Origin of the sequence: Cognatishimia sp. WU-CL00825 (genome assembly GCF_040364665.1) — a bacterium.
Classification (GTDB): domain Bacteria; phylum Pseudomonadota; class Alphaproteobacteria; order Rhodobacterales; family Rhodobacteraceae; genus Cognatishimia.
In genome coordinates this window covers 1,911,484-1,923,393 of sequence record NZ_BAABWX010000001.1, presented here as the reverse complement: position 1 = coordinate 1,923,393, position 11,910 = coordinate 1,911,484, and the positions used below count along the sequence as shown (strand labels likewise).

The 11,910-nt window shown below is 55.3% G+C and carries 13 protein-coding genes; 6 read left to right on the top strand and 7 right to left on the bottom strand.

Annotation, left to right across the window (positions count from 1 at the left end; translation table 11 throughout):
• The first annotated feature begins 12 nt into the window (after window positions 1-12).
• The 3 genes from edd (at window position 13) to ilvD (ending at window position 4,521) form a co-directional block, all read left to right on the top strand.
• Window positions 13-1,821: a phosphogluconate dehydratase gene (gene edd / locus ABXG94_RS09510; RefSeq protein ID WP_353533763.1), complete on the top strand. Its 1,809-nt coding sequence runs from the start codon at window positions 13-15 to the stop codon at window positions 1,819-1,821.
• A gap of 3 nt (window positions 1,822-1,824) precedes the next feature.
• Entirely contained in the window at window positions 1,825-2,472 is a 648-nt protein-coding gene (gene eda, locus ABXG94_RS09505) for a bifunctional 4-hydroxy-2-oxoglutarate aldolase/2-dehydro-3-deoxy-phosphogluconate aldolase (RefSeq protein WP_353533762.1), read from the top strand.
• A gap of 195 nt (window positions 2,473-2,667) precedes the next feature.
• Window positions 2,668-4,521, top strand: a complete 1,854-nt coding sequence (gene ilvD / locus ABXG94_RS09500; RefSeq protein ID WP_353533761.1) for a dihydroxy-acid dehydratase — start codon at window positions 2,668-2,670, stop codon at window positions 4,519-4,521.
• Between the two features lie 89 nt (window positions 4,522-4,610).
• Here ilvD and ABXG94_RS09495 read toward each other — a convergent pair whose 3' ends face one another.
• Window positions 4,611-4,835, bottom strand: coding sequence for a DUF1127 domain-containing protein (locus tag ABXG94_RS09495; protein WP_353533760.1), 225 nt, complete (start codon window positions 4,833-4,835; stop codon window positions 4,611-4,613).
• 114 nt (window positions 4,836-4,949) lie between these two features.
• Window positions 4,950-5,474 carry a hypothetical protein gene (locus ABXG94_RS09490; RefSeq protein ID WP_353533759.1) on the bottom strand — a complete coding sequence of 175 codons (525 nt, stop codon included), beginning with the start codon at window positions 5,472-5,474 and terminating at the stop codon, window positions 4,950-4,952.
• 314 nt (window positions 5,475-5,788) lie between these two features.
• Here ABXG94_RS09490 and rpe point away from each other — a divergent pair, with 314 nt between their 5' ends.
• The gene (gene rpe / locus ABXG94_RS09485) at window positions 5,789-6,469 is read left to right on the top strand and encodes a ribulose-phosphate 3-epimerase (RefSeq protein WP_353533758.1); all 681 of its coding nucleotides are present in this window, start codon (window positions 5,789-5,791) and stop codon (window positions 6,467-6,469) included.
• Window positions 6,470-6,690: 221 nt separating this feature from the next.
• On the opposite strand, the gene ABXG94_RS09480 is transcribed toward rpe, so the two are convergent.
• Together ABXG94_RS09480 and ABXG94_RS09475 are read right to left on the bottom strand one after the other, a co-directional pair.
• Entirely contained in the window at window positions 6,691-7,221 is a 531-nt protein-coding gene (locus ABXG94_RS09480) for a GNAT family N-acetyltransferase (protein WP_353533757.1), read from the bottom strand.
• A gap of 118 nt (window positions 7,222-7,339) precedes the next feature.
• The gene (locus ABXG94_RS09475) at window positions 7,340-8,326 is read right to left on the bottom strand and encodes a 2-hydroxyacid dehydrogenase (protein WP_353533756.1); all 987 of its coding nucleotides are present in this window, start codon (window positions 8,324-8,326) and stop codon (window positions 7,340-7,342) included.
• Window positions 8,327-8,507: 181 nt separating this feature from the next.
• Here ABXG94_RS09475 and ABXG94_RS09470 point away from each other — a divergent pair, with 181 nt between their 5' ends.
• A complete protein-coding gene (locus ABXG94_RS09470) occupies window positions 8,508-8,972 on the top strand; it encodes an SH3 domain-containing protein (protein WP_353534035.1) in 465 nt (154 codons plus the stop codon).
• A gap of 112 nt (window positions 8,973-9,084) precedes the next feature.
• On the opposite strand, the gene ABXG94_RS09465 is transcribed toward ABXG94_RS09470, so the two are convergent.
• The 3 genes from ABXG94_RS09465 to panC all read right to left on the bottom strand — a co-directional run bounded on the left by ABXG94_RS09465 (window position 9,085) and on the right by panC (window position 11,513).
• Window positions 9,085-9,804 carry a hypothetical protein gene (locus ABXG94_RS09465; RefSeq protein ID WP_353533755.1) on the bottom strand — a complete coding sequence of 240 codons (720 nt, stop codon included), beginning with the start codon at window positions 9,802-9,804 and terminating at the stop codon, window positions 9,085-9,087.
• Between the two features lie 63 nt (window positions 9,805-9,867).
• On the bottom strand, window positions 9,868-10,677 hold the full coding sequence (gene panB / locus ABXG94_RS09460; RefSeq protein ID WP_353533754.1) for a 3-methyl-2-oxobutanoate hydroxymethyltransferase: 810 nt from the start codon (window positions 10,675-10,677) through the stop codon (window positions 9,868-9,870).
• Window positions 10,674-11,513 carry a pantoate--beta-alanine ligase gene (gene panC / locus ABXG94_RS09455; RefSeq protein WP_353533753.1) on the bottom strand — a complete coding sequence of 280 codons (840 nt, stop codon included), beginning with the start codon at window positions 11,511-11,513 and terminating at the stop codon, window positions 10,674-10,676. Before panC ends, panB begins: the two co-directional genes overlap by 4 nt.
• Before the next feature lie 174 nt (window positions 11,514-11,687).
• Between panC and ABXG94_RS09450 the strand changes: the two genes are divergently transcribed.
• Window positions 11,688-11,831, top strand: a complete 144-nt coding sequence (locus ABXG94_RS09450) for a hypothetical protein (protein ID WP_353533752.1) — start codon at window positions 11,688-11,690, stop codon at window positions 11,829-11,831.
• Window positions 11,832-11,910 lie beyond the last annotated feature (79 nt).

Here is an 11,910-nt window from a genome sequence, read left to right as displayed (position 1 = left end):
AAGCGACAAACCATGACATTAAATGCGACGCTTAAATCTGTGACCGAACGGATTATCAAACGCAGCGAAGGTTCGCGCGGCATCTATCTTGAACGCATGGCAGCAGCCAAAAGTAAGGGTCCAAGCCGGGCACATTTGTCTTGCAGTGGCCAAGCGCATGCCTATGCAGGCGCTGGACCGGATCAGGCAGCCCTTGCCACCAAAACAGGTGGGAATCTAGGCATTGTGACCGCCTATAACGATATGCTTTCTGCCCATCAGCCCTTTGAACGTTATCCGCAGCTGATGCGCGACGCGGTCCGAGAGGTTGGCGGCACGGCGCAGGTGGCGGGTGGCGTGCCTGCGATGTGTGACGGCGTGACCCAGGGTGAAGCGGGCATGGAACTGAGCCTGTTTTCGCGCGATGTTATTGCGATGGCGACGGGCATTGCGCTCAGTCACAACACTTTTGACGCGGCGGTCTATCTTGGCGTCTGCGACAAGATTGTGCCCGGTTTGGTGATCGGTGCACAGGCCTTTGGGCATTTGCCCGCAGTCTTTGTGCCAGCTGGCCCGATGACCAGTGGCATTTCCAATGATGATAAGGCCGAAGTGCGCCAAAAATTTGCAAAGGGCGAAGTCGGGCGCGAGGCTTTAATGGCGTCGGAAATGGGGGCCTATCATGGGCCTGGCACTTGCACATTTTATGGCACAGCAAATACCAACCAAATGTTGATGGAATTCATGGGTTTGCACCTACCTGGTTCCAGCTTTGTCACCCCCAATACTGAATTGCGGGATGCGCTGACGACAGAGGGGGCCAAACGCGCGCTTTCGCTGTCTGCATTGGGCAACAACTACACTCCAACCTGCGAAATCCTTGATGAAAAGGCCTTTGTGAATGGCATCGTAGGCCTGATGGCAACAGGTGGATCAACAAATCTGTTGATCCATTTATTGGCCATGGCGCGTGCAGGCGGCATCATTCTGGACTGGCAAGACTTTGCAGATTTGTCAGCCGAAGTGCCTTTGCTGGCGCGGGTCTATCCAAACGGCCTGGCCGACGTGAACCACTTCCACGCGGCAGGTGGATTGGGATATTTGATCCATGAATTGCTTAAGGGAGGCCTGCTGCACCCTGACACCAAAACTGTCGCGGGTGAGGGTCTTGCGAACTATACAACAGAACCGTTTTTGTCCGATGAAGGGCTTGTTTGGCGCGCCGGAACAGAGACCTCATTGAACGAAAAGATAGTGCGGCCGCTTTCAGATCCCTTCCAGGTCAACGGAGGACTGTCGCATTTGAAAGGTAATCTTGGCACCGGTGTTATGAAAATATCTGCGGTTTCAGCGGAACACCGCGTTGTGCAGGCACCTGTGCGTGTTTTTCACGATCAGGAGGACGCCAAACAAGCGTTTAAAGCTGGTGAATTGACGGGTGACGTTATCATCGTTGTGCGTTTCCAAGGACCAAAGGCCAATGGCATGCCGGAACTGCATTCGTTGACGCCAATGCTGCAAATCATGCAAGGACGTGGGCAGAAAGTGGCGCTTGTGACCGATGGGCGCATGTCGGGGGCCTCTGGTAAGGTGCCGTCGGCAATTCATGTCAGCCCCGAAGCGCTAGATGGCGGTCCAATCGCCTATCTTCAAGACGGTGACGAATTACGAGTTGATGCGCTAACAGGCGCACTAGAAATTTTGACCGAGGGTGTGTTAGACCGCACACCAGCAACGGCGGACCTGTCTCAAAATGAAGCTGGCATGGGCCGTGAACTGTTCTCAGCATTCCGCGCATCTGTTGGCTCTGCCGACACCGGTGCCTCAGTATTTGGAGCTTAAACTATGACTATAACACCTTTGGAAGCCAGCGCTGCTGCCCGTGAAATTTGTGGGCTGGCTCCGATTGTTCCTGTGCTTGTCGTGCATGAGGTTGCCCATGCGCGCCCCTTGGCAGAAGCCCTTGTGCGTGGCGGGTTGCCTGCTTTGGAGGTGACCTTGCGCACCCCTGCGGCACTCGAGGTCATTCACGAGATGTCCAAAGTCGAAGGTGGCGTCGTGGGCGCTGGGACATTGTTGACACCCGCAGACGTTAAGGCGGCAAAAGCTGCTGGCGCGAAATTTGGTGTTTCTCCGGGCGCAACCGATTTGCTGCTGGATGCTTGCGAGGCCGAAGATCTGCCAACATTGCCAGGCGTTGCCACCTCATCAGAGGCCATGCGCCTGTTGGAACGAGGCTATAACATGCTGAAGTTTTTTCCCGCAGAAGCAAACGGTGGAGCGCCTGCGTTGAAAGCTATTGGCGCGCCATTGCCGCAAATTTCGTTTTGCCCAACCGGCGGCGTGAGCACGTCAAATGCCAACAGCTATTTGTCTTTGTCCAACGTTGTGTGTGCTGGTGGTAGCTGGGTTGCGCCAAATGATTTGGTGAAAGCCGGTGATTGGGACGCGATCGAGGCCCTTGCGCGCGCGGCAAGCCAGCTTAAGCGCTGAAAAACATCATAAAATGGTCTTTGGCTGCAGGCCAGCCAAAGACCCAATTGCACAGTATATGACGTCTTCGGAAAAGGCTGCATTGCTCAAATGCAGGAATTTCCGCAAGAATATGTCCCAATATGCTTGCAAATCGTCGCTTCAAGTGGCACGCGATAGAGCCAAACCTTTGTCCAGCTTTTTAGGGAACTCAAAATGCCTGATCTTCGTTCCAAGACGTCTACTTTCGGCCGCCGTATGGCCGCAGCTCGTGCGCTATGGCGCGCAACGGGTATGGGTGATGATGACTTTGGAAAGCCGATTATTGCTGTCGTCAATTCCTTTACCGAATTTGTCCCTGGGCACGTCCACCTAAAAGACATGGGCCAGTTGGTCGCGCGAGAAATCGAAAAAGCTGGCGGTGTTGCCAAAGAGATGAACACCATTGCCGTGGATGACGGCATTGCGATGGGGCACGATGGGATGTTGTATTCCCTACCGTCCCGCGAAGTCATCGCAGACAGCGTTGAATATATGGCCAATGCCCATTGCGTTGACGCGCTGGTTTGTATTTCCAACTGCGACAAGATCACGCCGGGCATGTTGATGGCCGCGATGCGCCTGAACATCCCAGCGATCTTTGTTTCTGGTGGCCCAATGGAAGCAGGCAAAGTGATCTTGCAAGATGGCGAGCAAAAAGCCGATCTTGTAACTGCGATTGTTGGCGCAACAGATGAAAGCCGTTCCGAAGAAGACGTGGCCAAGCTGGAACGCTCTGCTTGTCCGACCTGTGGGTCTTGTTCTGGCATGTTCACTGCAAACTCAATGAACTGTTTGGCCGAGGCGTTGGGTTTGGCGCTGCCGGGCAACGGGTCATTGCTGGCAACCCATTCAAAACGTGAAGCTTTGTTCAAAGAAGCGGGCCACAAAATCGTAGATCTGGCCGAGCGTTGGTACAAACACGATGACGCCACTGCTTTGCCGCGTGGCATTGCTACATTTGACGCCTTTGAAAACGCAATGATGCTGGACATCGCGATGGGTGGGTCGACCAACACCGTTCTGCACCTTTTGGCCATTGCGCATGAGGGTGAGGTTGATTTCACCATGGCGGACATGGATCGCCTGAGCCGTGAAATACCGCACCTCTGTAAGGTTGCGCCATCGACACCAAAGTATCACATGGAAGATGTGCACCGTGCAGGCGGCATTGCGCGGATTTTGGGCGAGCTGGATCGAGCAGGGAAAATTCACCGCGACTGTGCGACTGTTCATGAAAAAACCGTTGGTGCCTTCATCGACAAATGGGACGTGCGCCGGGCAAGTGCTGGCAACGAAGCCCACGACTTGTTCATTGCTGCACCGGGTGGGGTACGCACGGTCGAAGCATTCAGCCAATCACGTATGTACACAGAGCTTGATCTGGATATTGAGGACGGCTGCGTGCGTGACTTTGACAATGCCTATTCCCAAGAAGGCGGTCTTTGCGTGCTATTTGGCAATCTAGCTGAACAAGGTTGTATCGTCAAAACTGCGGGTGTTATCAAAGACATGTATGAATTCGAAGGCACGGCCAAAGTCTTTGAATCCCAGGATGATGCGATGAACGGCATTCTGCGCAACGAAGTCAAAGAACATTCGGTTGTCATCGTGCGCTATGAGGGGCCCAAGGGTGGCCCGGGTATGCAAGAGATGCTGTATCCAACCGCCTATCTGAAATCTAAGGGGCTTGATAAAACCTGTGCTCTGGTCACCGATGGTCGTTTCTCTGGTGGGTCGGCCGGCCTGTCGATTGGCCACGTGTCGCCGGAAGCAGCTGAAAAAGGTCTGATTGGTCTGGTTCAAGATGGGGATAAGATCACAATCTCGATTCCAAACCGCTCGATCAACTTGAATGTCAGCGACGAAGAAATCGCCCGGCGTCGCGCGGAACATCCGCAGGCAGACAAAAAATCTTGGAAAGCGCTGGGTCGACCGCGTGCTGTTTCAAAAGCCCTAAAAGGCTATGCGGCGCATGTATCTAACGCATCTTTGGGTGCGGTGCGAGTGGTCGAGGACGACGACGAGTAACGCCACTGGCGTTACCTTTCCAAACAGTTGAAGTGACACAAAAAAGGGCGCCTCGGGCGCCCTGTTTCGTCAGTGTCTGGACTCTAGGCTTAGATGCCCATTTTATCAGAAAACACGTGGCGAACGATGGTTTCGCGGGTCATGCCGCGGTCTGCCAATTGGCTGTCAGATAAGCTGTTCAGAAATTCAACCTGCTTTGAGCGGCTGCTGGCTTCGCCGATGGCGATCAGAGTGTTTCCGATTGCGATAAACGGTGCTGCGAGTGTGCGCAGGATGGATTGCGACGCGCTATGATTCAGAGTTGTAGTAGCCATTGGACATGCTCCATTTGCTTCAATTGCTCCCTGTGAGATCAAATAAGGGCTGCGCTTGGCGAGCACCACCTATGGTTTGTCATTGCCGCCTTGCGTCAGACGCAAGGCTGGGGGCTACTTTTTAGGCATGGTTGGGGGTGAGGAGGGTGCCCGTTGGCGCTTGGGTTTGCTTGATTGCGCTTTGGGGGCCGCTGGCGCGAGGCTGGGCGCTTTGACTTCGGTACGGCTTAGGGACTTGTTGCGTGGCGCGGCAGGCGTTGGTTTGGTGGGCTTTGCACCAACTGGCGGTGTCGGGATGGCACGCTGAAAGGTTGGTTTGTCTTTGGCAACGGGGGCCGGCGCGGGTTGAATCTCCGGTTTCGTCTCTGCTGGTTTTTTAGGTTTAGCGCCGTCAAAACCTACCGGTTTTCGTGGGGGTTGATTCTCGGAAGGTGTTGTTTTTAAGGCATTATTAGAGCGTTTCTTAACCGGGGTCTTAGGCGCTTGTTGCGGGGCTATCTGTGCAACAGATCGCAGGCCAAATGATTGCGCAACGGCCAGCCCGATCACTTGGCTGGTGCGCAACTGCTGTTCGACCGCTTTACCGAATATTTGCCAACTGGCGGTAGTTGCAGACATGGGATCAAAAAACATCATCATAGCGAGCTCCTTTGTGCACGGCGTGCTTTGGGCGGAAAATTCAATTGGGTAAAACTCGAAAAGGTAGCCAAACTCTTAATAATTCGCAGCATTCTCTATTGGGTGTCATGTAGCTTTTGTTAGTCTTGCAAGCCTTCACCTAGGGCAAAATGCTTTCTTGACAGTTTGCGATGGCGGGTAACGGGTTGATGACATTCTGCAATTTTCTTGTGCGGGATGGGTAAAATATGGGCGCTGAAGGGCTGGGCGTTGCACTTTGGCGCGGTTCGGCGCATTTTCCGCCCAACGAATCAATGGCCCCACAGGAGAACGCCATGAGTTTTGACCGGTCTTTGAAGATTGCTCCCTCTATTTTGTCAGCTGACTTTGCCAACTTTGGGGCCGAGATCGAAGCTGTTGAAGCACAGGGTGCGGATTGGATTCACGTCGATGTAATGGATGGGCATTTTGTGCCAAACCTGACGTTTGGCCCGCCCTTGTGCGCCGCCATTCGCAAGCACATCAACACGGTGATGGACGTGCATTTGATGATTTCGCCGGTGGACCAATACATCGATGCATTTGCTGATGCCGGGGCAGATGTTTTGACCGCGCATTTGGAAGCCGGGCCCCATATTCACCGGACTTTACAAGCGATTAGAGGTGCAGGCTGTAAGGCAGGTCTGGCGTTGAATCCGGGCACCGGTATCGAGGATGTCAAATATCTGCTGGATATGGTGGATCTGATTTGCGTGATGACTGTGAATCCCGGATTTGGTGGGCAAAAGTTCATTCATAGCCAAGTTGATAAGGTGAAAAAACTGCGCGCGATGATTGGTGACCGGCCTATTCACATCGAAATTGATGGTGGCATCACGCCGGAAACCGCGCCTTTGATGGCGGCGGCGGGCGCTGATGTTTTGGTGGCCGGTTCTGCGGTCTTCAAAGGTGGCAGCGTGTCAAATCCGGCCCCTTATGGCGAAAACATGCGCGCCATCCGCGCCTCTGTCGGCTGAGTGTCAAGCGGGCAGCGCGCTCCTCGTTAAGCCATTAAATCGGCTCGTTTCCACTGGAAGCGGGCCCTTTTTTTACGCGGTGGGTGCCATATCTGGTGGGCCTCGCACAGTTTGGCCCCAAGGTGCGGCGCTTTCATTTTTGATTAATTGTACAATTTGTACGTTTGGCGGCCCCAAACGTACGATTCGGCTGTTTCGCGCGCAACATTGCAAGAAAAGGGTTAAGAAGGACGATTTCTTTTAAACGTCAGCACGGGTTCGCCCAGGTAATTGGCCAAAGCCTTGTCGCCAAATCCCAGCTTTTCAGCCAAGCGGATAGAGGCCTGATGGTCGGGTGAAATCATGCAAACAGAATGTTGGGCTGTCAGGGTTGCGTCCGCCCAGTTCAAAATGCACTGCATCGCCTCCTGTGCCAGACCCTTGCCATGAGAAGCAGTGGTCATCACCCAACCGGCCTCTGGCATGCCCGCAAAAGAGGGGGTCATGTCGCGCTGAAAATCGGCAAAACCAACTTCGCCTAAGAACGCCCCGGTTGTTTTGTCAGCAACCAGCCAATAGCCAAAGCCGAGCATTTCCCAATGGCCGATATTACGTAGAAACCGCGCCCAGGATTCCGGATGTGTCGACGGTTTGCCAGAGATGTAGCGCACCACATCTGGATCGGCCCACATTTTTGCCATGTCTGGGAAATCATCCAGACCGTGGGCGCGCAGGATCAGGCGGCCGGTGGTGAGAGTTGGGGCTTGGGTCATGCGACAACTTTACGTGGCTCGCAAAGTTGCGCAAGCGCTGCGACTTTACACATAAGGTTTGTGAACTGTGGGCCAAGGTCAACGGGCCAAAAGTAGAACGCGCGGCGGGTGTCCAGGCTTATAACATGGACGGCAAGACTTGGTCTGGCGGCCGGTGGCCGTCTTCGAGGTGCTTGATGTTCAGGATGACTTTTTCGCCCATCTCGATGCGACCTTCGATGGTGGCAGATCCCATATGCGGCAGCATCACCACATTGGCGAGGTTGCGCAGTTCGGCCCCCATTTCTTCGCCGCCCTCATAGACGTCTAGACCGGCACCGGCGATCTCGCCGGCTTTGAGCGCCCGCACCAGTGCGGTTTCGTCGATGACTTCGCCGCGTGACGTGTTGACGATCACCGCGCTGGGTTTCATCAGTTTCAAACGCCGGGCGTTGATCTGGTGATAGGTTGACGGCGTATGGGGGCAATTGATCGACACAACATCCATGCGCGCCAGCATCTGATCCAGACTTTCCCAATAGGTGGCCTCAAAGCGGGCTTCGATTTCTGGATGTAGCCTGCGGCGGTTGTGGTAATGCACATTCATGCCAAAGGCTTTGGCGCGGCGGGCCACGGCTTGGCCAATGCGGCCCATGCCCAGAATGCCAATGTCACGGCCTGAAATCCGCCCGCCCAACAGGGCACCCGGCGACCAGCCTTGCCATTTGCCAACCTTCATTTGCTCCAAGCCTTCGGGAATGCGCCGGGTGACCGACAGAATAAGCGCCATCGCCATATCTGCGGTGTCTTCGGTCATCACGCCAGGGGTATTGGTGACGATAATGCCTTGATCACGGGCTTTTTCGACTTCGATATGATCCACGCCCGCGCCATAGTTGGCAATCAGCTTGAGCTGTGGCCCGGCGGCGGCCAGAATTTGGGCGTCGATCCGGTCGTTGAGGGTTGTCACCAGCACATCTGCCGTTTGCACTGCTGTTATCAGAGCCTCTTGGGGCATCTGGACGTCATCTGCACAGAGGTGCACTTCGAAAAGCTCTGAAAGTCGCTTTTCGACTGCCTCGGGCAACCGTCGCGTTACAACAACACTTAGACGTTGCTTTGCCATTGGACCCCTCACCGTTCTTCCCAAATCAGGATGTTACTGGCACAGTGCCTCACAGAATGACGGGGTACAAGAACCTCCGCGAAATTTTGTTAGCAGGCGAAAGAATTCCGGGATGAATGGGCAGTCTGAAAAGGGCTTGGGGCGGCGTGGTTTGGCGAATTTGGGTCTGGCTGTTGCCGCCATGGTGATTTCTGCAAGTGCCGCGCTGGCAGAGGTCAAGCGTGGCCCGGTGACCAACTTGCCGATGCCGCGCTTTGTGTCGCTGAAGGCCAGTAAGGCCAATGTGCGGCGCGGGCCGTCGCTGACCCATCGAATCGACTGGATTTTCAAGCGCCGTGATATGCCGCTGGTGGTGACTGCCGAGCATGGGCATTGGCGGCGTGTGCAGGATCGGGATGGGGCCGGAGGCTGGGTGCATTATTCCCTGCTGTCTGGCAATCGCACGGTGATTGTGCAGGCTGATATGTTGCCGCTGAATTTGCGGCCTGAACCAAATACGCCGGCCTCTGCCCAGCTGGAGCTGGGGGTGGTGGCCAATCTGGGCACATGTGGTGCAGATTGGTGCAAGATTTCCGCTGGGGGCTATAAGGGCTGGGCGCGAAAATCAGACATCTGGGGCGTGGCAGAGACAGAAATTCGCGATTGAGGTCCTTGTAAGTGTGGCGCGGCCTGTTTGGGCCTGCCCCGCTGGACGCCTCCGGCGGGGGTATTTAGATCAAGAACAAAGCAGGTGCAGCGCGCGGAGCGGGCGGCGGTGTTTAGAGCCGCTTTTTCACGATGAGATCTTGATGGGGTGCGACAGCTGCGCATTGTTTTGGGCCTAGGCGGGCAAAAAACACCGCATCCTCGTAGCGAAACTCATAGACCGCGGTCCAAAGCCCTTGATCAAAGGCGGCGCGGAGTTCGGCGCAATAGCTATGGTCGACGGTGAGGGTTTGCCACATCTTGTCTTCGATGGCTTTGACGCGCGTGTCGGCCACCTTGCCTTTGGCGTCGACCAGAAAGACCAGTTCGCGTTTGCGCAGTTCGGCGCTTTGGATCTGTACCGATTTGGACATGGGCCGGGGCAGGCTGGCCTGAACATGGGTGACCTCGGCCAGTAAGGCTGCTGACGGGGGGATGCGCGACAGGTTGTCGGTGATCAAGCGTTTATAGGCCCAGGGATCATAGGCAAAATGCGCTGAGACAAAGGTGAGGCTGCCGGTGATAAGCACCGCAGCCCCGCCCCAGAGGCCGGGGGATCTGTTGCGGTGGGCGGCTTTAAACAGGCCCTTTGTGACGTAAAACAGATAGACGCCGATGAGGGCAGCGATCACCACACGGGCGACCTGGGCCTGCATGCGCAGCTTGGCCACATCGGTTGTGCTGATGATCTGGGTGAGATGGGTGAGGCAAAAGACAATCGGGACAATAAGCAAAACCACGCCAAACCAAAAGGCGCGCGAGACACGCGCGGTGCCTGAAAATATTGAAAACATTTAATAAAATCCGTGATTTGGAAGGGGCTTTGGAAATACAAAGCCCCCGGTTTGAGTCGGATGCTATTTATAAGTTTCCGCATCGCTTGGAAAGGCGCGAGATTTGACATCATCGGCGTATTCAGAGACCGCGCGTTCGATGGCGGGGCCGAGGTCGCCGTAGACTTTGACAAATTTAGGCGTCCATTCATTCAGCCCCAACATGTCTTCAAGCACGAGAATCTGCCCGTCACAGTCGGCAGATGCGCCGATGCCGATGGTTGGAATCGGGCATTCTTTGGTGATTTTGGCGGCGAGCGGTTCGACCACGCCCTCGACCACAACTGAAAAGGCACCGGCCTGCGCAACGGCTTTGGCGTCGTTGATGATGGCGTCCCAGCCAGCTTCGTCACGGCCTTGGGTTTTAAAGCCGCCCATGACGTGGCTGGATTGTGGGGTCAGGCCGATGTGGGCCATCACGGGAATGCCGCGTTCCACCAGGAAGTGGATGGTTTCCGCCATGCGCGCGCCGCCCTCTAGTTTGACTGCGCCACAGCCGGTTTCTTTCATGATCTTGGCGGCATTGCGAAAGGCCACGGCCGGGCTTTCTTCGTAGGTGCCAAAGGGCATATCCACAACAATCAGCGCCTTTTGCGTGCCGCGCACCACGGCTTTGCCATGCATGATCATCAGGTCAAGCGGCACGCCAATGGTGCTTTCCATACCGTGCATGACCATGCCAAGGCTGTCACCTACAAGGATGAAGTCAGCGTATTTATCAACAATTGCAGCGGTGTGCGCGTGATAGCTGGTGAGCGAAACGATAGGTTCGCCATTCTTGCGCGCAGCAATCTGAGGCACGGTTGTGCGGCGAATTGGGACTTGTTTGCTCATGGATGGATCACCCTTTGGTCTAGCAAGAGGACGCCGCCAAATTCGACTGAAAGCATTATGGCGGCAGGGGAGGTCAGTGGCCCGCTGAGGTCATTCAGGGTCTCTGCCTCGACAATATCTAGCCCGCGAATGGTAGCGCGGGGTTCGGCGTTGATGGTTTGCGCGATGATCTCGCGCAGGGAAGTAACGGTTTTTTCGGGCAGGGCCTCGGCGGCCTCAAGGGATTTGGAAATCACCAATGCGGCGGCGCGGTCCTGGGCATTCAGGCGCACATTGCGCGAAGACATGGCAAGCCCGTCTGGTTCGCGGACGATCGGCACGCCGATAATGTCGATAGGAAAGCCCAGATCGCGGGTCATGCGTTTGATGATTTGCAGCTGTTGGTAATCTTTTTCACCAAAACACGCGAGATCAGGCTGCACAAAATTGAACAGCCGCGCCACAACCGTGGTGACGCCGCGAAAATGTCCCGGGCGCACCAGCCCGTGCAGCATATTGGCCATGCGGGTGGTTTCTACGATGGTTTCGTCGCCGTCGGGATAAACCTCGGCGACTTGCGGGATCAGCACCAGATCGACGCCTGCGTCTTTGAGCATTGCGAGATCACGCGCTTCGTCGCGCGGATAGGCGTCAAGATCGCTAGCGTCGCCAAATTGCGTGGGGTTCACAAAGATGGTGACAACCACTCGGTCAGCGCGAGATTTGGCGTTATTCACAAGCTCGATGTGGCCGGCGTGCAGAAAGCCCATTGTTGGAACAAGGCCAACAATTTCGCCGTAGCGGCGATAGTTGGCGAGACTTTCGCGGCAGTCTGAAACTGTGCGACAAACCTGCATAATGTGAGCTCCTTTGGGCATCGTAGGAGTGGTGTAGCAAAAGGTGCTGCGGTGCGGCAAGGAAAACTGCGGCGCCTAAAGCCGTGTGACGTCACGGTTTTGGCATAATCCGGTCCTGAATTTCGGCATGTTCTTGCAAGAGGCTTGGACCACGTCAGCTATGGAGGCTTGAACGTGAAGCGTGTGTTACCAGTGATTTTTGCCTGTCTTGGCTTGGTTGGGTTGGCGGTTTTGCAATCTGACAATGGATTGAAACCAGCAGGCGAGGTGCAGTTAAGCGCCGCAAAGCCTGTGGCGGTTGAGGTGCTGACGCAGTAGCGCAGCAGAACAAAGACCCAAAGAAGCCTAATTCCCAGCAAATTCGAGCCGTGATCTGACGGTAGCGTTAGCGCGAAAT